This window comes from Salinicola acroporae, from assembly GCF_003206615.1.
GTDB classification, from domain to species: Bacteria; Pseudomonadota; Gammaproteobacteria; order Pseudomonadales; family Halomonadaceae; genus Salinicola; species Salinicola acroporae.
On the sequence record NZ_PZJW01000003.1, the window covers coordinates 45797 to 65242 of the forward strand.

19 protein-coding genes and 1 other RNA gene are annotated in these 19446 nt (G+C 65.0%); 8 read left to right on the top strand and 12 right to left on the bottom strand.

What is annotated here, in order from left to right:
- Positions 1–12 precede the first annotated feature (12 nt).
- Complete coding sequence (rep, locus tag DOM54_RS04325) at positions 13–2061, bottom strand: DNA helicase Rep (protein ID WP_110715178.1); 2049 nt, start codon at positions 2059–2061, stop codon at positions 13–15.
- 96 nt (positions 2062–2157) lie between these two features.
- Here rep and DOM54_RS04330 point away from each other — a divergent pair, with 96 nt between their 5' ends.
- Positions 2158–2613 (top strand): GNAT family N-acetyltransferase, encoded by a 456-nt coding sequence (locus tag DOM54_RS04330; RefSeq protein ID WP_110715179.1) that lies wholly within the window; start codon positions 2158–2160, stop codon positions 2611–2613.
- 20 nt (positions 2614–2633) lie between these two features.
- On the opposite strand, the gene trmL is transcribed toward DOM54_RS04330, so the two are convergent.
- From trmL to pyrE, 3 genes are all read right to left on the bottom strand, one after another.
- A complete protein-coding gene (gene trmL, locus DOM54_RS04335) occupies positions 2634–3104 on the bottom strand; it encodes a tRNA (uridine(34)/cytosine(34)/5-carboxymethylaminomethyluridine(34)-2'-O)-methyltransferase TrmL (RefSeq protein ID WP_110715370.1) in 471 nt (156 codons plus the stop codon).
- 125 nt (positions 3105–3229) lie between these two features.
- Positions 3230–3799, bottom strand: a complete 570-nt coding sequence (locus tag DOM54_RS04340; protein WP_240613763.1) for a YfaZ family outer membrane protein — start codon at positions 3797–3799, stop codon at positions 3230–3232.
- A gap of 171 nt (positions 3800–3970) precedes the next feature.
- The gene (gene pyrE, locus DOM54_RS04345) at positions 3971–4672 is read right to left on the bottom strand and encodes an orotate phosphoribosyltransferase (RefSeq protein ID WP_110715180.1); all 702 of its coding nucleotides are present in this window, start codon (positions 4670–4672) and stop codon (positions 3971–3973) included.
- A gap of 138 nt (positions 4673–4810) precedes the next feature.
- Between pyrE and DOM54_RS04350 the strand changes: the two genes are divergently transcribed.
- Positions 4811–5581 (top strand): exodeoxyribonuclease III, encoded by a 771-nt coding sequence (locus DOM54_RS04350; protein WP_110601541.1) that lies wholly within the window; start codon positions 4811–4813, stop codon positions 5579–5581.
- 140 nt (positions 5582–5721) lie between these two features.
- On the opposite strand, the gene DOM54_RS04355 is transcribed toward DOM54_RS04350, so the two are convergent.
- The 3 genes from DOM54_RS04355 to DOM54_RS04365 all read right to left on the bottom strand — a co-directional run bounded on the left by DOM54_RS04355 (position 5722) and on the right by DOM54_RS04365 (position 7460).
- A complete protein-coding gene (locus DOM54_RS04355; protein ID WP_110715181.1) occupies positions 5722–6447 on the bottom strand; it encodes a 16S rRNA (uracil(1498)-N(3))-methyltransferase in 726 nt (241 codons plus the stop codon).
- Between the two features lie 9 nt (positions 6448–6456).
- Positions 6457–6942, bottom strand: coding sequence for a protein-export chaperone SecB (secB, locus tag DOM54_RS04360; RefSeq protein ID WP_110715182.1), 486 nt, complete (start codon positions 6940–6942; stop codon positions 6457–6459).
- A gap of 95 nt (positions 6943–7037) precedes the next feature.
- Positions 7038–7460 carry a rhodanese-like domain-containing protein gene (locus DOM54_RS04365; protein WP_110715183.1) on the bottom strand — a complete coding sequence of 141 codons (423 nt, stop codon included), beginning with the start codon at positions 7458–7460 and terminating at the stop codon, positions 7038–7040.
- 530 nt (positions 7461–7990) lie between these two features.
- On the opposite strand from DOM54_RS04365, the gene gpmI reads away from it, so the two are divergent.
- From gpmI to DOM54_RS04380, 3 genes are all read left to right on the top strand, one after another.
- Positions 7991–9565 carry a 2,3-bisphosphoglycerate-independent phosphoglycerate mutase gene (gpmI, locus tag DOM54_RS04370; RefSeq protein ID WP_110715184.1) on the top strand — a complete coding sequence of 525 codons (1575 nt, stop codon included), beginning with the start codon at positions 7991–7993 and terminating at the stop codon, positions 9563–9565.
- A gap of 45 nt (positions 9566–9610) precedes the next feature.
- Positions 9611–10789, top strand: coding sequence for a murein hydrolase activator EnvC family protein (locus tag DOM54_RS04375; protein WP_240613764.1), 1179 nt, complete (start codon positions 9611–9613; stop codon positions 10787–10789).
- Between the two features lie 136 nt (positions 10790–10925).
- Positions 10926–12329 carry a S41 family peptidase gene (locus DOM54_RS04380; protein WP_110715185.1) on the top strand — a complete coding sequence of 468 codons (1404 nt, stop codon included), beginning with the start codon at positions 10926–10928 and terminating at the stop codon, positions 12327–12329.
- 63 nt (positions 12330–12392) lie between these two features.
- Here the strand turns inward: DOM54_RS04380 and DOM54_RS20575 are convergent, their stop codons facing one another.
- The 5 genes from DOM54_RS20575 to DOM54_RS04405 all read right to left on the bottom strand — a co-directional run bounded on the left by DOM54_RS20575 (position 12393) and on the right by DOM54_RS04405 (position 17537).
- Positions 12393–12791, bottom strand: a complete 399-nt coding sequence (locus DOM54_RS20575; RefSeq protein ID WP_110715186.1) for a nuclear transport factor 2 family protein — start codon at positions 12789–12791, stop codon at positions 12393–12395.
- Positions 12788–14062, bottom strand: a complete 1275-nt coding sequence (locus DOM54_RS04390) for an FAD-dependent oxidoreductase (protein WP_110715187.1) — start codon at positions 14060–14062, stop codon at positions 12788–12790. Before DOM54_RS04390 ends, DOM54_RS20575 begins: the two co-directional genes overlap by 4 nt.
- A 76-nt stretch (positions 14063–14138) precedes the next feature.
- Positions 14139–15380: a 2-octaprenyl-6-methoxyphenyl hydroxylase gene (ubiH, locus tag DOM54_RS04395; RefSeq protein ID WP_110715188.1), complete on the bottom strand. Its 1242-nt coding sequence runs from the start codon at positions 15378–15380 to the stop codon at positions 14139–14141.
- 117 nt (positions 15381–15497) lie between these two features.
- Positions 15498–16835, bottom strand: a complete 1338-nt coding sequence (gene pepP / locus DOM54_RS04400; protein ID WP_110715189.1) for a Xaa-Pro aminopeptidase — start codon at positions 16833–16835, stop codon at positions 15498–15500.
- Between the two features lie 84 nt (positions 16836–16919).
- Entirely contained in the window at positions 16920–17537 is a 618-nt protein-coding gene (locus DOM54_RS04405; protein WP_110715190.1) for a UPF0149 family protein, read from the bottom strand.
- Between the two features lie 238 nt (positions 17538–17775).
- Here DOM54_RS04405 and DOM54_RS04410 point away from each other — a divergent pair, with 238 nt between their 5' ends.
- From DOM54_RS04410 to DOM54_RS04420, 3 genes are all read left to right on the top strand, one after another.
- Entirely contained in the window at positions 17776–18090 is a 315-nt protein-coding gene (locus DOM54_RS04410) for a cell division protein ZapA (RefSeq protein WP_110601556.1), read from the top strand.
- A 67-nt stretch (positions 18091–18157) separates the two neighbouring features.
- Positions 18158–18342: non-coding RNA, 6S RNA (gene ssrS / locus DOM54_RS04415), on the top strand.
- Positions 18343–18404: 62 nt separating this feature from the next.
- Positions 18405–19025, top strand: a complete 621-nt coding sequence (locus DOM54_RS04420) for a 5-formyltetrahydrofolate cyclo-ligase (RefSeq protein ID WP_110715373.1) — start codon at positions 18405–18407, stop codon at positions 19023–19025.
- Positions 19026–19446 lie beyond the last annotated feature (421 nt).

The following is a 19446-nucleotide window of genomic DNA, read 5'->3' on the forward strand; positions in this document are numbered from 1 at the left end:
CACGTGTAATCTCTAGCCTAGCAGCGATCTCAGCCCGGCGATGGCGCTCTGGCCACGCTCCTGCTTCTTCTCGGGGTTCTCCTTGTCGGCGCGGCCTTCCCACTCCAGATCGTCCGCCGGCAGTTCGTCGAGGAAGCGGCTCGGGGTGCAGTCGAGCAGTTCGCCGTAGGCCTTGCGCTGGCGCGCCAGGGTCAGCGTCAGCGTGCGCCGGGCGCGGGTGATGCCGACGTAGGCCAGGCGCCGCTCTTCTTCGATGGTGCCGGATTCAATGGAATTGCGGTGCGGCAGCAGTTCCTCCTCCAGCCCCATCAGATAGACGTGGGGAAACTCGAGCCCCTTGGAGGCGTGCATGGTCAAGAGTTGGACGCGGTCGGAGTCATCCTCCTCGGCCTGCTGCTCGAGGATGTCGCGCAGCACCAGCCGCGAGATCGCCGACTGCACGTCGTCAGTCTCCTCACTGGCCTCGCCCTCCTCGTCGTCGCGGTGCATCGACTTCTCGAGCTGGTCGATCAGCGTCCAGACGTTGGCCATGCGCCGCTCGGCGATGGTCGGCGCGCTGGCGTTCTGGTAGAGCCAGGCTTCGTAGTCCATGTCGCGGATCATCTCGCGGATCGCGGCGATGGCGTCGCCCTGGTCCATGCGCTTGCGCACGCCATCGATGAAGTGGGCAAAGCGCCCCAGCCTCTCGACCGCACGGGTCGGCAGCACCTGCTCCAGCCCCATCTCATGGCAGGCCGAGAACATCGAGCCGCCGCGTTCGGAAGCGTAGTTGGCGAGTTTCTCCAGCGTGCCGGGGCCGATCTCCCGGCGCGGCACGTTGACGATACGCAGGAAGGCGTTGTCGTCGTCCGGATTGATCAGCAGCCGCAGGTAAGCCATGGCGTCCTTGATCTCGTTGCGCGAGAAAAACGAGGTGCCGCCGGAGAGCTTGTAGGGGATCTGGTGGTGCTGCAGCTTGAGTTCCAAAAGCCGGGCCTGGAAGTTGCCGCGATAGAGCACGGCGAAGTCACGCCACTCCGCACGCTCCTTAATCCGGCGGGTGAGGATCTCGCCGGCCACGCGCTCGGCCTCGGCCTCCTCGTGGCGGTTGACCACCACCCGGATCGGGTCGCCCTGGCCCATGTCCGACCACAGCGTCTTCTCGTAGACGTGAGGGTTGTTGGCGATGAGCGTATTGGCGGCGCGCAGGATGGTGGCGGTGGAGCGGTAGTTCTGCTCCAGCTTGATCACGTTGAGACGCGGGAAATCCTCGCCCAACGTCACCAGGTTCTCCGGCCGCGCACCGCGCCAAGCGTAGATCGACTGGTCGTCATCCCCCACCACGGTAAAGGTGGCGCGCTCGTCCATCAGCATCTTCACCAGTTGGTACTGGCTGACATTGGTGTCCTGGTACTCGTCCACCAGCATGTAGTGGATGCGTTTTCGCCAGCGCGCCAGCGCCTCGGGGTCGGTCTTGAGCAGCACCACCGGCAGCATGATCAGGTCGTCGAAGTCGACCGCGTTGTAGGCCTTGAGATGGCGGTTGTAGGCCTCGTAGATCCGCGCGGCGTACTGCTGGTCCTCGTCTTCCGCATGGGAGATCGCCGGTCCGGGCAGCACCAGGTCGTTCTTCCACTGGGAGATCTGGTTCTGCACGCCGTTGATCTGTTCGGCATCGGTGTCCGCCTCCTTCTGCATCAGGTCGCGCAGCAGCGCCTTGGCGTCTTCCGGGTCGAACAGCGAGAAACCGGGACGGAAGCCCAGCGCCTTGAGCTCGCGACGAATGATGTTGAGCCCCAGGTTGTGGAAGGTGGAGACAGTCAGGCCGTGCCCCTCGCGCCCCTTGAGCATCTGCCCCACGCGCTCCTTCATCTCGCGCGCCGCCTTGTTGGTGAAGGTGACCGCGGCGATCTTGCGCGCGCTCATCCCGCACTCCTGGACCAGATAGGCGATCTTGGTGGTGATCACGCTGGTCTTGCCGGAACCGGCGCCGGCCAGCACCAGGCAGGGGCCATCGATAAAGCGCACCGCCTCCTGCTGGCGCGGGTTGAGCTTGGCAAGACGTTGGCGAATATCGGACATGAGGGCAGAATCGCAGAGGTGAAGAAAGCGTCGAGAAAGAGCACGACGGAATCAGGACGACAGAGTCAAAACAACAACGCGGGAATGATACACCTCATGCAGATCAAAAGAGACGATCTACGCGGTCCCGAAATCGCCGCCATGCTGGAAGCGCATCTCAAGGACTTCGAGCCCCACTCCCCGCCCGAGAGCCGCCACGCGCTGGATCTCGACGGGCTGCGACGCCCGGAGGTTCACTTCTACACCGCCTGGGAAGATAACGAGCTGCTGGGCTGCGGCGCGTTCAAGCGCCTCGACGATACGCACGCCGAGATCAAGTCGATGCGCACCGATCCGAACCATCTACGCAAAGGCGTGGCGCGGGCGATCCTGGCGCACCTGATCGAGGAGGCGCGTGCCGCCGGCCTGCATCGGCTGAGTCTGGAGACGGGGTCGATGGAAGTATTCGTACCGGCGAGAAAACTCTACGAGGCGTTCGGCTTCGACTACTGCGATCCGTTCGGCAGTTACCGGGAAGATCCGTACAGCGTGTTCATGACTCGACGGCTGTAGGCCAACGGATCACACCGCGCTCAGACATCCACCGCGCCGGCGAAGTCGAGCTGGCGCCACGCCTCGAAGACGATGATGGCGCAGGCGTTGGAGAGGTTCAGGCTGCGGCTGTCGGCCAACATGGGAATGCGCAGACGTTGCGCCGGCGGCAGGGCATCCAGCATCTCCTGGGGCAGGCCGCGGGTCTCGGGGCCGAAGACCAACGCATCGCCTTCGCGATAGTGGATATGGTGGTAGCCGTGGCGGCCGCGGGTCGAGACCGCGAAGACCCGCTCCGGCCCGACGGTTTCGAGAAATGCCGCCCAGTTGGCGTGGACCTGGACGCGGGCCCACTCGTGATAATCGAGCCCGGCGCGGCGCAAGCGCTTGTCGTCGAGTTCGAAGGCCATCGGTTCGATGATATGCAGGCGAAATCCGGTATTGGCGCACAACCGGATGATATTGCCGGTATTGGGCGGGATTTCGGGCTCAAACAGCACGATATCAAGCATGGCGGCCAGCTCGGAGGCGGGTGACTCTCGCATCATACGCAATCGACACCGCTTTCTACAGCGCCCTCAGAACGTCGCCGGCCTCCTCCTCGTACCGCGAAGCCGGCGCCATGGCCAGGGGTGTCCTAGAAGCCGACGCTGACGCCGAGCACCGGTCCGCTGTCCAGGGTGTGGCCGTCGTCGTTGTCGAAATCGGTGCGCATATAGCGATAGCCGCCGTAGACATAGGTCTGCGAGATGATGTTGACCCGCGCCTGGGCGCCGTACTCGTAGCTCTTGTCGATGTCGCCGTGGGCCAGCCCATTCGGCGTGTAGAAACCGTAGGCGCCGATGGAGGTCAACGGGATGGGCGTGTCGACGAATGCGGAACCGCCGAGCCCCAGGCCGCCGCCATTGCCGTAGTGGGTATCCTGGTACTGGTAACGCCCACCAACGGCTAGATCGATGCCGGGAATCCATGGCGTGAACATCAGCGAACCGGAGTAAGCCTTGGCGTTGTGACCACTGTCGTCGGTGTTCAGGTAACCGACACCGGCCCGCACCGAGGGCAGGATGGTCTGGCTGGCTTCGACACCGAAGGATTCGTCACCACCGTTGGCGGATACGCTCAGCGCCATCGCCTGTTGACTGGCGAAGACAAAGGTCGCTGTGGCAAGGGCAAAGCCCCATGGTTTCATCCTGTTGCGCTTGATCATGATACGTCTCCCGATATTCGCGCCAAATCGCGTTGGACCACTCGCTTAAGCGTGACATAATCCGGGAAATTATCAAACGGTGTTTTTAAACCTTTTGTAACGCCTTGCCGCGAGCCGGGCGCGGCAGATAGAGGCCACCATGAGCACGGCTGTCGGGAATCGGGTCTCAGCTCAGTGGGCGTCGGTGACGCCGTAGCGATCACGGTAGGCGCGGATGGCTTCGGCATGCTGGGCGATGGAGGCACCGCCGTCACCGTGGCCTGGCCGGGTTTCGAGATAGGCAAGGAGTTGATCGAGGTTGACGATGCTGACAACCGGCATATGATACGTCGCCTCGACTTCCTGGATGGCGCTGTGCGGCTTCAAGCCCTCATCACCCTGGCCACGCTCCTGGCGGTCGAGCGCGATGACCACGCCAGCGGCTCGGGCACCGGCCGCTCGGATGATCTGCATGACCTCGCGGATTGCCGTCCCAGCCGTGATGACATCGTCGATGATCAGGACGTTGCCGCGCAGTTCGGCGCCGACGATATTGCCGCCCTCACCATGGGTCTTGGCTTCCTTGCGGTTGAAGGCAAAGGGCAGGTCGCGCTGATGATGATCGGCCAGAGCAACGGCTGTGCTCGCCGCCAGCGGTATACCCTTGTAAGCTGGACCAAACAGTACATCGGCCTCGATGCCGCTGTCGGCGATGGCACTGGCGTAGAAACGCCCCAGGCGAGCCAGGGCACGGCCGGAGCGGAACAAGCCGGCATTGAAGAAATAGGGACTGACGCGACCGGACTTGAGCGTGAACTCACCGAAGCGCAATACCCCTTCGGCGATCGCAAACTCGATGAACTCCTGCTGATACGGCTGAATCTCGACGCTCACCCCGGGGTCTCCCTAAGTCCTTATGCATGGCCTCATGAATCTTGACTGACCGCTGCCGTTTTGGCCAAACGAAGCAGTCATTTACCTAAACCTTTCAAGCTCGGGTATCATACACGCGCGACAAAGAAGGAACACTGTATGAAAATCGCCAGCATCAATGTGAACGGGATCCGAGAGGCCGTCGAGCGGGGCTTCCTCGACTGGCTGGCCGAACAGGATGCTGACGTCGTCTGCGTGCAGAACCTGAAGGCCAAGAGCTTCGAGCTCGATGACAGCATCCTCTATCCAGAAGGTTACGAAGGTTATTTCCTGGATGCGGAGAAGGATGGATTTTCCGGCGTGGGTCTCTACTGCCGCAAGATTCCCAAGGCCATCATGTATGGGCTGGGCTTCGAGCAGTGTGACAACGAAGGGCGTTTCCTGCAGGCCGACTACGACCGCTTCAGCATCGCGACCTTCCTGATGCCCAGCGGCGACGACGATCCGGCCGCCAAGCAGACGTTCATGACCCAGTATCTGGAGTACCTGAACAAGATGGCTCGCAAGCGTCGCGAGTACATCATCTGCGGAACGTGGCATATCGCGCACAAGACCCTCGATCTCGCCAACTGGACCGACAATCAGACGACGCCCGGCTTCAAGCCCGAGGAGCGCGCCTGGATGGATCAGGTGTTCGGGCCGACCGGCTTCATCGACACCTTCCGCGAGGTCAATCGGGATGCCGACCAGTACACCTGGTGGCCCAAGCTCGATCAGGAAGTGTCGCGGACCCGTCAGGAAGGTTGGCGCCTCGATTACCAGATCGTCGGCCCCAACTTCCGGCGCAACGTGAAGGACGCCTGGATCGATACCGATGCAACCTTCAGCGAGTTCGCCCCGCTGATCGTCGAGTACGATCTCGAGCTGTAATCGCCCGGCACGACGCACGCCAGCAGCTGTCAGCGATTGAATGTCAAAACACCCCGCCAACCGGATCTTCGGCTGGCGGGGTGTTTTTATTGGCTGGCCTGCGGTGGCAGATGACCTGACGCGACGCGCCTGGCCTACGGCTAAAGGTCCCCGAAATGATGCTGCAGCAGCGCCAGCGCGACCACCGGCGCCGTCTCGGTACGCAGAATACGCGGACCGAGGGTGAGCGGTTGGAAGCCGGCACGGCGGGCGGCATCGACTTCGGCGGCGCTGAGCCCACCTTCGGGGCCGATCAGCAGCGCAGCAGCGTCGATCGAATCCGCCGGCCGCCAGCTATCGTCAGTGGCGGGATGCAGCACCAGACGCAGCGCTTCGTCACGCTCGCCGAGCCACTCCGCCAGCATCCGTGGCGGGTGAACCGGCGGTATTGTCGCCCGCCCGCACTGCTCGCAGGCGCTAATCGCCACGCCCTGCCAGTGAGCCAGTTTCTTCGCCTCGCGATCGCCCTTGAGGCGCACATCGCCATGCTCGACATAGAGCGGCGTAATCGCGGCCACGCCCAGTTCGACGGACTTCTGGATCGCGTAGTCCATGCGATCGCCCTTGGAGATCGCCTGCCCGAGATGAACCCGCAGCGGCGATTCCGTCGCGATCTCCGTTACCGCCTCGATCCTGGCGACGACCCGCTTGCGGCCCACCTCGGTCAGCCGCGCCTGCGCCTCGCGACCCTCGCCGTCGAACAGGATCAACGGCGCGTCCTGGCGAAGCCGCAATACCAGCGCGACGTGACGCGCCGGGCCCTCGGGCAGAACGACATCGCCGCCAGCGATCAGGCTGGCGGCGACATGGATACGTGGCTTGGCCATGATCCGGGCTTACTGGGTGGTTTCGCTGGCCTGGGCGGTGCGCTGCTTCTTCTGGGCGTACATCGCCTCGAAATTCACCGGCGCCAGCATCAGCGGAGGGAAGCTGCCACGGCTGACCAGGCTGTCGATGCACTCCCGGGCGTAGGGGAACAGGACGTTGGGGCAGAAGGCACCCAGCGTGTGATCCAGCTGGTCGCCGGCCAGGCCGGCAATGCGGAACAGACCGGCCTGCTCGACCTCGACCAGAAACGCCGTGGCGCCATCTTCGTTGTTCGAGACCTGAGCGGTCACCTTGACCACGACCTCATAGAGGTCCTCACCCACCGACTGGCTGGTGGTATCGAGATCCAGACCGACCTTGGGCTTGAACGGCTGCTGAAAGACGCTCGGCGCGTTGGGCGACTCGAACGAGATGTCCTTGACGTAAATGCGCTGCAGGGAGAACTGCAGCTGCGGCTTTTCCTGGGAACCCTGCTGATTGTTGTCTTCCGCCATGATGCGTTTCCTTTACATTCCTGAATGACTGGCCATGCCGACCGGCCGGCGTGCCGGGCAGAATGGCGATGGCGATTCGGCGAGCGGCGCCCTGCTCAGCGGCGCACCACCGGCAGGCTGTCGGCCTGCCACTGTGCCATGCCGCCCTTGAGCTTGTAGACCCGGGTGAAGCCGGCCTGACTGAGTTCGGTGACAGCGGCACCGGCAGACTGCCCCTGCTTGCAGACCACGATGACCGGCGTCTCCTTGTACTTCTCGAGCTGCGTCAGCCGCTCCTTGAGCCGGGACTGCGGGATGTTCTTGGCACCGGCGATATGCCCGGCCTTGAACTCGCTGCTCTCGCGGATATCGATCACCACACCGTCTTCACGGTTGATCAGCGAGGTGGTCTCGGTGGTGGAAACACCGGAGGCACCGCCACGCTTGGCCTCGAACGCCAACCACGCGAGCAGCACGACCAGAAAGGCGCTGACCAGCAGCGGGTGGTTTTCGACGAATTCGAACAACTGATCGATCATGGGTCTGCCGACACTCTAAATCTGGGGCCAATGGGATCGCGAAACGCCTTCACGGCGTGCGACTCCGCCCTTGGCGCGTCTGCGTCAAACCGCGTCTTGCACCTTGGCGTGGAAGCCTTCGTGGCTCGGGACGCGAACGGCTGATAATCCTGGCCCGTTGAAAGCCTGTCGGACTTAGCACTGATCTACTGCGAATTCCGGGCTTTTGGCCAATTTCATTCGATCGGATGCGTTAAATAGCGGGCTATTCGCCTTATCCGATCGATGTACCTGACTCAAAATCCAATTTCCTCGCGACGATCGGCCAAGCCCGGCAGACTCCTGGCGGGCGCCGGCCATTATACACGAGGGCGTCGGTGAAACGAGGCAAGCTCAAGGCAGACGGCTGACCCGACTCGCCCGGTGCGCTATCCTTTGAGGTCTTCGTTTCAAAACGACGAATTCCAGAACGGCAGGTTCCAGCATCTCCGGTGCCGAACGATAGGTTTCGACACGACTTACGCCGCCCATCCGATTTTTCGAGGCTTGTCATGGCAGATACTCCCCGCACTCCGCGTCCCGTCGCGCTGTTGATTCTCGATGGCTACGGCCAGAATGACGATAGCGCCAACAACGCTGTCTCCGCCGCCGACACCCCGGTGATGGATCGCCTCAAGCGCGACTACCCCAACACCTTGATTCACACCGATGGCAACTACGTCGGCCTGCCCGAAGGCCAGATGGGCAACTCCGAAGTCGGCCACATGAACATCGGCGCCGGCCGGATCGTCTACCAGGATTTCACCCGGATCACCAAGGCGATCGCGGACGACGAACTGAAGACCATCGAACCGCTCACCGCACCGATCGACGACGCGGTCGCCAACGGCAAGGCCGTCCACCTGATGGGTTTGCTCTCTCCCGGCGGCGTCCATAGCCATGAAGATCATCTGCTGGCCGTGGCCGCCCTGGCCGCCGAGCGCGGCGCCAAGCGCATCTATCTCCACGCGTTCACGGACGGTCGCGACACCGCGCCGAAAAGCGCCGGCGCCTCGATCGAGCGCGCCAACGCCCGGCTAGCCGAGCTGGTCGGTGCCGATAATGGCTTCGTCGCGTCGATCGTCGGCCGCTACTTCGCGATGGATCGCGACAATCGCTGGGACCGTGTCGAGAAGGCCTACCGGGTAGTGCGTTTCGGCGAGGGCGAACATGTCGCCGACAGTGCCGAAGCCGGCCTGGCGGCGGCCTACGACCGCGGTGAGACCGACGAGTTCGTCACCGCCACGGCAGTGCGACCGAGCGGCGACAAGATCGCCATGGCCGATGGCGACGCGGCGCTGTTCCTCAACTTCCGCGCCGATCGCGCCCGCGAGTTGACCCGCGCTTTCGTCAATCCGGACTTCGACGGCTTCGACCGGGGGGAAAGGATCAAGCTGGCCGGCAAGGGGCTGGTGATGCTGACCCAGTACGCCGACGACATCGACACGCCGGTCGCCTTCCCGCCGCGGGATCTGGTCAATACCCTGGGCGAGGTGGCGGAGAGCCACGGTCTCACCCAGCTGCGCATCGCCGAAACGGAGAAGTACGCCCACGTGACGTTCTTCTTCTCCGGCGGTCGCGAGGCGAAGTTCGACGGCGAGGATCGTGCCCTGATCCAGTCGCCCAAGGACGTCAAGACCTACGACGAGAAGCCGGAGATGAGCGCCTTCGAACTCACCGACACGCTGGTCGAGGCGATCGAGGGCGGCAAGTACGACTTGATCATCTGCAACTACGCCAACGGCGACATGGTAGGGCATACCGGTGACCTGGGCGCCGCCACCAAGGCGATCGAGGCCGTCGACACCTGCCTGGGCCGCGTCGTCGAGGCGATCGAAAAAGCGGGTGGCGAATGCCTGGTCACCGCCGATCACGGCAATGCCGAACTGATGGTCGACCCCGAGACCGGCAATCCGCACACCTCCCACACCACGTTCATGGTGCCGCTGGTCTACGTCTGCCGCGACAAGGCGGCCAGGCTCAAGTCGGATGGTCGGCTTTGTGACCTGGCGCCGACGCTGCTGCACATGCTGCGCCAGCCGGCTCCCGAAGAGATGACGGGTGACGTGCTGATCGATGATGCGTAACGCAGGCTCGTCTCAGGCCATCGTCCACGCCAGGATTCGCCCGACGTGAGATCCAGCAAGGCCAACTTCTCATGTCGGCGCGGGCAACGCAGAAACGGTCTCTCTCTCCTGCTGGCCGGCAGCTTGCTGCTGGCCGGCCCCGTCTTCGGCCAGGCCAACCCGCAGGAGGCCCGTGCGCGGCTGGACAGCCTGGCGACCGATATCCAGGCGCTGCAGGGCAAGCTGGAAAACACCCAGGCCGCTCGCGGCAACGCCCAGGATGACCTGAAGCAGGTAGAGACGGCGATCGGCCAGACCCACCAGCGTCTTGACTCGCTACAGGCGGAGCGACGGCAACTGGACGACGAGGTCGCAGACCTCGAGCAGCGTCGCCAGGGCCTGGCCGCTGATCGCCAGCGGCAGCGCGAGGCGCTGGCGCTGCAGTTCGATGCGCTCTATCGCCTCGGCACCACGCCACAGCTCAAGCTGCTGCTCAATCAGGACGATCCGGCCGAGGTCGATCGGCTCCAGCACTATCTCAATGCGCTGTCGTCGGCACGCCGGGAACGCCTCGACCAGCTCCGGGAGATCAACCGCCAGCTCGACGACAACCTGGCGGAGATCGATCGGCGGCGCTCGCGCCTGGATGACGTCCAGGCCGATCTCGAGCAGCAGCAGCAGCGCCTGGCATCGAACCTGAAGGAGCGCCAGACCCTGGTGGCCAAGCTGAACGGCCGCTACGACAGCGAGCAGGCCCGGCTCGAGGATCTCAACCAGGATCGTGCCCACGTCGAGCGCCTGCTGGACCGGATGCAGAAAGAGCTCGCCAACCTGAAGAAACCGCCCCCCTCGACCGATATCCGCCAGACCAGAGGCGGTCTGCCATGGCCCGTCCAGGGAGCGATGCTGTCGAGCTACGGCAGCGGCGACGGCATCAATCGCAACGGTATTCTGATCGGGGCACCGACGGGAACGGCGGTCAAGGCCGTGCATGCCGGCCGGGTGGTCTTCGCCAACTGGATGCGCGGCTTCGGCAACCTGCTGATACTCGATCATGGCGACGGTATTCTCACGCTCTACGCCCATCTCCAGCAGATCGACGTCGACCCCGGGCAGCAGGTCTCCAACCGGCAGACGGTCGGGGCCGTCGGCGACACGGGTGGTCAGTCGAGACCGGCGCTCTATTTCGAGGTACGCCAGAACGGCAACCCGATCAATCCCAGCAACTGGATTGCCAAACGCTGATCGGCAAGCTGGATCATCGACCCGGCGAAACGCTATGCTGGGTTATCAAACGCCGTTCCTTCACGGATATCGGTATCGCCAGTCGCCTCGGGTATCGGCGCCAGCGAATCCATCCAGCTCGAGTCGCGGAGACCGCATGAATTCAAGCCGCCTGAAGCCAGGGCCTGCCCGCGCGGATCTTCTCGCCCGGAGAGCCGCCTTCGTCCCCACGCTGGGCGCCGCGCTGATCCTGATCCTTGGCCTGGCCCCGGTGGCCCAGGCCCAGCAAGACAGCACCGCCGGCGCTCCCACCCAGGCCGAGCAGGATGCCGCCAACGGCTTGCCGGTGGAGGACGTTCAGACCTTCGCCGAGGTCTTCGAGCGCATCAAGCGTACCTATGTTGAGCAGGTCGACGACAAGACGCTGCTGCGCAACGCCATGCGAGGCATGCTCAGCCAGCTCGACCCTCACTCCGAATACCTTGACGCCGATGCCTTCCAGAACCTGCGCGAGACCACCGAGGGCGAGTTCAGCGGCGTCGGCATCGAGGTCGGCCTGCGTGACGACCAGTTGACCGTCATCGCGCCCATCGACGACACCCCGGCCGCCCGGGCCGGCATTCAGCCGGGCGATCGCATCGTGGCCATCGACGGCACGCCGACCAGCAATCTGAGCCTGCAGGAAGCCGTGGACCTGATGCGCGGCGAGGCCGGCACCGATATCGAGCTGTTGCTGTTGCGGGACGGCGATCAGGAGCCCCGCAACCTGACGCTGACCCGCGAATCGATCCAGTCCGAGAGCGTATCCAACCGCGTGCTGGAACCCGGTTACGGCTATCTGCGGATCAGCCAGTTCCAGAGCCGGACCGGCCAGCAGACGCATGACGCGTTGGAGTCGTTGCTGAAACCGGGGCCGCTGAAGGGCCTGGTGCTCGACCTGCGCAACAATCCCGGCGGCGTGCTCTCCAGCGCCGTCGACGTGGCCGACCAGTTCCTCTCCAGCGGCCTGGTGGTCTACACCAAGGGCCGGCTGGTCGATGACGACATGCGCTTTACCGCCCACGCCGATACGACCGCTCCCGACGTGCCACTGGTGGTGCTGATCAACGGGGGCAGCGCCTCAGCCGCCGAGATCGTCGCCGGAGCGCTGCAGGATCAGGGACGTGGCGTGCTGATGGGCACGCGCAGCTTCGGCAAGGGTTCGGTGCAGCAGGTGATGCCGCTGGGCAACGGCGACGGGCTCAAGCTCACCACGGCGCGCTACTACACCCCCAGCGGGCGTTCGATCCAGGCCGAGGGCATCGCACCCGACGTTCGCGTCGTCAGCGGTCGCCTGGAGATCGAGGAGAACAGCGGCTTCCAGCTGCGCGAGTCCAACCTTCGCGGGCACCTGCTGAACGGCAATCCCGACCAGGCGGAGGACAACCCCGACACCCCGGTCGCGGCCAACGACTACCAGCTGGGGGAGGCGCTGAACCTGCTCAAGGCGCTCAACGTGGTGCAGCGACCCCGGGCGGCGGCGGCCCCCGCCACCCAGGAGAGCGCCAAGCCCGCTCCCTGACGAGCCGCGAGCCGGCATCGGTCGGACAAGAACGGCGAGACGGCTGCCCAAACGGCAGCCGTTTCACGATAGGGATCCGATGGGCGCTCCCTGATGGAATCGCAACTGCCAGCCATGTGGCGTCAACCACCACAACGAGCAGCGTCTGGCCCAACGCTCGCACGATCCATCGGCACGAAGATTGGCGGAACGATAGAAAAGCAGCGCGGAGCCTGCCGAAAGACGCCGGCAATAATCTCCTTCTGCATGGATTCTGATATCCAAGCCCGCCTGGTCCTCGTACGCTGATTTGAGCACGTCGTCACGCGTGTAATGCTGCCCGGAGCGACCCACTTCATAGAAATCAGGGTGCAAATACTGGCAAATGGCCTTCGGCGAGCGTCTGACCATTGGCTGATGCAGCCCTCTCTCTCGCGCAGCGAGAACTGTCAGAAGTGTCGAATCTTCGGACCAGCCCTTCATCGACACCGCTCGGGTAGATCGCCGTACTCCCCCAGTGCCTGGCGGATCAGCAACCGCTTCACCGGCATGAAGCGGTTCACGCCGGAGAGCCCCCAATTGCGGGCGAGCCGAAGCGCGGGTTGCCGGCTGCCGAACAACCGCTGGAAGCCCTGCATGGCGGCGAGCATGGCCGCGTTTTCGTTGCGGCGACGACGCTCGTAGCGAACCAGGATTCGCCGATCCCCCGGCGGCGCACCGCGCCGTCTGGCGCGCACCCACTCCTCGGCGAGCACGGCGGCATCCATCAAGCCGAGATTGACGCCCTGCCCTGCCAGCGGGTGCAGGCTGTGTGCGGCATCGCCGACCAGCGCCAGGCCGTCGTCGACGTAACGCTGCGCATGGCGCTGGGTGATCGGAAAGTGCGGCGCGGCATCGATGACCTCGACGTCGCCCAGCCTCTCCCCCAACCCGTGGGCGAGTTCGATGCCCAGTTGTGCGCGCCCCTCCTCGGTGTCGGCCAGGGCCGTCAACCGCCGGGCCTCGCCGGGAGTGGTCGACCATACGATTGAACAGTGGTCATCCCGCCCGTCGACAGTCAGCGGCAGGAAGGCCAGCGGACCGGTGGCGAGAAAAGCCTGGCGCGCAACGGCGCCATGGCCGACAGCGGTGCGCACGGTGGTGACCACGGCAGCCTGGCCGGTCTCGCGTTCGCTGACCGGGATACCAGCCAGGCTGCGCAGCGGGGAGTGGGCGCCATCGGCGCCGACGATCAGCGGCGCCCGTCGCTGGGTGCCACTGTCCAGGGTTATCACGGCATCGCTGGCATGGCAGGCACCGTCGCGAGCCGCGCTCTGCTGGCGCTCGTAGTCGGTCACTCGCACACCCTGCAGCCACTCGACGTTGGGTAGCGATTGCAAGCGTCGGGCCAGTCCGGCCAACAGCAGGTCGTTCTCGACGATATGTCCCAGCGCATCGACACCGACCTCGTCGGCATCGAAGTCGATCTCGCCGCTACCTTCGGCGTCCCAGACCTGCATGCCCCGGTAGGCGGACACCCGGCGGGAGGCGACCCAGGGCCAGACGTCCAGGGCCATCAGCAGACGCTGCGATGCCGCCGTCAATGCGCTGACGCGAAGCGCCGGTTTCCCCTGCCCCAGGCGCGCATCGCCTGCGGGCGCCGGTGCCGCATCGACCACGGCCACCTGCCAGCCGGCTTCGCCCAGGAGCAGGGCCAGCGTGGAGCCGACGACCCCGCCACCGACGATGATGACATCACTCTCGCTCTGGTCCATTACGCGTACTCCTTGTCTCGTCGCATGCCGCGCCACCTGCCGGCCCGTTCATATCCAGGCTCATTCACCGCCAGCGCTAGCGCTCGATGCCCATCGCGTGTCTCGCCAAGGTCCGGCGCAACGGCCCCAGCGCATTGAGGCCGACCAATCCGGCGGCCCGAGCCGACCCCAATGCCACATGATCGATGCCGAATAGCCGGATCAGCCCGTCACTGAAGCGCACGATCCGATGCGTGTCCGCCGTTCGTCTCGCCTCGAAGCTCGCCAGCGTTCGGGGGTCGCCGGCGGCAACGCCGTCCGCGCGCGCCGCGCCGATGGCGCCGGCCAAGTCCATCACGCCACGCAGGGCCAGGTTGAAACCCTGCCCGGCAACCGGGTGCAGCGCATGTGCCGCGTTGCCCAGTATGGCCAGATGCGGGCGAACCGTCTCCCGCGCCGTGATCAACGACAGTGGATAGGTGTGCCGCTGCCCCACCCGCCGAAAGCGGCCCGCCCGATCGCCGAAGGCCTGCTGCAGGCGCTCCAGAAAGGCGCCGTCGGAAAGCGCCAGGGTCTCGTCGAACGCGCCCTCCCGGTGGGTCCAGACCAGTTCCATCCGGCGTCCGTCGAGTGGCAGCAGGGCCATCGGCCCTTCGCGGGTGAAGCGTTCGAAGGCCCAGCCGCCATGGGCACGGCTGACCTCGACGTTGGCGATCAGCGCGGTCTGCTCATAGGAATGATGATCGCTCTCGATACCGAGGCGCTCCTTGAAACCGGCTCGTCCGCCGTCTGCCAGCACGGTCAGGCCGGCGTGAATCACCTCGCCGCTGTCCAGCGCGAGCCGATAGCCCCCGCTCTCGGGCTCCAGCGATTCGACGCGTGCCGGACAGCGCCAGTCGATGGGCAGCGACTCGAGGCGAGCATGCAGCGCTCGCCCCATCCAGGCGTTGGGGATGACATAGCCCAGCGCCTCCACGCCCAGCTCGGCGGCGTGCAGCCGGGTCGCGCCCAGCCGGCCACGCTCGCTGACGTGGATATGGCGGATCGCGGACGCCTCCGACGCCATCGCCGACCACACGCCGAGCCGCTCGAAGTGGCGTCGCGAGCCGTAGGCGATGGCGCTGGCCCGGGCGTCGAAGCTGGGTTGATACGTGCTCGCCTCGACGCTGCTGGGCAGCGGCCGAGGTTCGATGATGGCCACGCGCAGTTGCGCCCGCTCCTCGCCAAGCTCGCGCTCCGCCGCGATGGCCTCGCCTAGGGCGCAGGCGAGACTGGCGCCCACCAGACCACCGCCGATGATGGCCACGTCGACCGTGGTGGATTGCCGTGTCTGAGACATCTGCACCAGCCACTCCCTTACGATTGAAAATTCAGACGCCAGTATTCACGCACCCTACACCTGAATTACATCGGTTACGTAATTTTCTGGCGCGGTTGGCGATAGATCAAAAAATGATCAATCTCGCCCCTGCATCAGCGCCTCGATATCCGCTGGCGCCTTGGGTACCTCCGAGGTCAGGACCTCGCGGCCGGACTCGGTGACCACGACGTCGTCCTCGATACGAATCCCGATGCCGCGATAGGCCGACGGCACGTCTTCGACATCCGGGATGTAGAGCCCGGGCTCGATCGTCAACACCATGCCCGGCTCGAGCCGGCGGGGTTCGCCATCGACCCGATAGCTGCCGACATCGTGGACATCGAGGCCGAGCCAGTGCGAGGTCGAGTGCAGATAGAAGCGGCGGAAGCGCTGGGACTCGATATTCTCCTCCAGCTCGCCTTCCAGCAGGCCGAGTTCGATCAGGCCGGCGGTCAGATCGCGCACCACGCCCTGGTGGATGGCCTCCAGCGTGACGCCGGGTTCCACCGCGGCCACGGCACGCTCTTCTGCCGCCAGCACGACGTCGTACAACGCCCGCTGAGCGTCGCTGAAACGGCCGTTGACCGGAAAGGTACGGGTAATGTCACCGGCGTAGAGGTCGAACTCGCCACCCGCGTCGATCAGTACCAGCTCGCCATCCTTCAGCGGCGCGGCGTTCTCGATATAGTGCAGCACACAGGCGTTGGCCCCGCCGCCGACGATGGTGCCGTAGGCGGGGGCGCGCGCGCCGTGCCAGAGGAACTCGTGCTCGAGCTCGGCCTGCAGCTGGTATTCGAAGCGTCCGGGGCGGCTCGCCTGCATGGCGCGCCGGTGCGCCAGCGCGCTGATCCGCGCGGCGTGTCGCATCAGCGCCAGCTCGGCCTCGCTCTTGGTCAGGCGAAGTTCGTGGATCAAGGCACTGACGTCGGCAAACCGGGTGGGGGCGACGGCACCCCGTCGCGCCCGGGCGCTCAGCTGTCCACGCACGCCCTCGGCGATGCCCATGGCGGCGGTGTCGGCCAGCGGCAGGTAGAGGGTTTGACGACCATCCAGCAGTTCGGTGAGGTTGTGGCGCTGGGTGTTATCGAACGCCTCGTCCATGCCGTAATCGCGCACGGCCCCTTCGGGGCCGATACGAATGCCGGTCCAGGCCTCCTTCTCGGGATCCTTCTCCTGGCAGTAGAGGATGGCCTCGCCGGCTTCCCGGCCGGGCAGCAGCACCAGCAGCGCGTCGGGTTCGGGAAAACCGCACAGATAGTGGAAGTCGCTGTTCTGGCGGAACGCGTATTCGCTGTCGTGATTGCGCGTCTTGAGCGCGGCACCCGGCAACAGCACGGCGCTGTGTGCCGGCAATTCGGCCATCAGGCGCTCGCGACGGGCCGCAAACTCCTCTGGCGAGATGGGGGCGGGACGCGGCAACGGCTCGGGTCGCATGTCTCTCTCCTTGAGCGAAGCGTCTCGGGATTCGCCGGGACGCCTGGAATATCGTCGATCACGCGCCTCGCGGCGCGGGCGGGCTCAGTGCAGCGCCGACGGCATCTCGTCCTCGCCGCCGGCGGTATCGCCACTCTCGTTATCCACCTGCTCTACCTGGGGTTCTCCAGGGTGCTGTTCGGTGTAGAGCAGCATCGCTGCCATCCGGGCATGTTCGGTCAGCGCGAAGAGATCGTTCTCGTTTTCGGGGTCGTCGGCGATATCGACATCGATCGCCGACAGCTGGCCGAGATCCTCCAGCGCCTCTTTCAACGGCGAGGACCAGTTCTCGTAGGTTTCGCCATCCACTTCGTTGACGACCTCGAGAAAGCCCTGGGTCCACTCCTTGAGCCCCTGGGCCCGCTCGGAGAGCGAAAACAGCTCGTCCGGCAACAGCGGCTCGAAATTGAGCTCGGCGGCGGAGAGCGCGTCCAGCGTCTGGCGGCGCCAGCCCAGCAGCACGTCCGCATCCTCACGGTTTTCCGGCTGTTCCACGTTGAGCGACAGGCAGACTTCCTCCAGCCATCCCTCGGCACTCAAATCGTGCAAACCGAGCTCGGCGCACAGTCGGCCGTCGAGAAACGCTGGCGACTGCATGCTGCCATGGGCCAGGAAGACATTGGCGACGGTGGAAAAGTCGAGCTGGTCGTTGATGATCGACATGTCGGCATCCATGATTGGGTGATCGCAAGAGCCGGCGGGCGCGAGGCGGCGCGTTGACCGCCAATAACCGGCTCTCTATAGTGATTCCTCAATCGCGGCGGCACGCTCCCCGGGCCCTCGACCCCGCCCGGCGCAGCCGGTCACCGACCGCGGGCAGGGTAACGAATCCGGACGCGCTCGGCGCGAATGCCTGCCATCTTACCGCATCGATCTTCACCGCCCACCCCGGAGCGACAACATGAGCGACACGTCTCGCCCGACGACCGAAGTCACCCTGCTGGGCAAACCCTACGTGATCGCCTGCCCGCCCGAGGAGCAGGATCAACTGAAGCGCTCCGCCCGCTACCTGGATCGCGCCATGCACGGCATCCATTCGCGGGGCAAGGTGCTGGGTGCCGAAAAGATCGCGATCATGGCCGCCCTCAATATCACCCACGAGCTGCTGACGGCGCTGGACTCGCATCGCGCCGGCGAGCAGAGCCTGAGTGATTTGAGCGAGAGACTGGAACGCGCGCTGGCCAAGGCGGGCGAACCCGGCCGGCAGGCACCGTGATATCGAAAGCGCCACCGGCATCGCAATCCGCCATTGGGCAACGGGGGCCGCTCTGCTACGATGGTGGAGTTTCCTGGAGTGTGCGCCAGTCATTACAAGTCCCTCGAGCCTATGCGCAGTACCCAGGGGGCCAATTGCTAGGCAGGCCCGTGTGCATGTCCGCGCGTCGGAAAGCCTGAAGGCCTGCCTGCGGCCACCCACCTTGAACCAATAGGTTCAGGGCCAGAATGACAGCGGCACTCTGGGGAACTCTCTTGTCGTTCAACAAGCCTACCGCCACGATCGACCCTGACGCAGCCCAGGCTGCCACGACCCTGTCGTCGGCCGTCGATGGCCGTCTCGATCGGCGCGAGCTTCGACGTGAACTGCGTCGTCGCCGTCGCGCACTGACCCCGGATCAACGACGCCACGCCTCCCGCGAGCTCTGCCGCCGCCTCAGGTGCCTGCCCGAACTGCAGCGCGCCCGCCGCGTGGCGCTCTATCTGCCCAACGATGGCGAGATCGATCCGCGCCCGCTGATCGACTGGTTCACAGCCCGTCGCGCCCACGTCTATCTCCCGGTATTACGCCCCCTGGTCGAGAACCGGCTGTGGTTCGTGCGTTATCGCGCCGGCACCCGGATGACCCGCAATCGCTTCGGTATCGCCGAGCCGGACACCCGCTTCGGCGCCCATCGCGCCAACCGATTGCCCGCCTGGGCGTTGGATACCGTGCTGCTGCCACTGGTGGGATTCGACGACGATGGCCAGCGAATCGGCATGGGCGGTGGATTCTACGATCGCACGTTCGCCTTTGCCCGACGCCAGCGCCCCAGGCCCCGGCTGATCGGGCTCGCCCACGACTGCCAACGGGTCGACTCGCTGCCCATCGAGGGCTGGGACGTGCCGCTGGATGCCATCGTCAGCGACCGGCGCATCGTCCGACCCGGTCGCTGAAGCACGAGGCTAGCCGGCACTGAATGGTCGACGGCGGCAGCGCCTGCAACGAAAACGGCCGGCAGCGTTTCCGCTACCGGCCGTTTCGAGCCACACCCCACCAGCCGATCCTCTTCACCACGCCCTCATTCGCCGGCCGTCGCCAGCCGAATGATCCGGCGTGTTCCCGGCCTCAGGCGCCCAGCAGCGTCTGCGCGTAGCCTGTTGCCACCACGCCGACGCCGAAGATCAGTACCAATGCCATTACCAAGTCGGGCTTGCGTCTCATGTCGACTCCGCTGCGTTGGGTTCGGTCGCTGCCCCCCGCAGCGACGCGCACGACTATAGGGTCAGGCCAAAAACTTGACAAGAGTGTTTCCGGCCCGGATGACACCTTTTTTCGTTACCCAATAGTATCGGCACCAACACAAAAAGTTTGAGA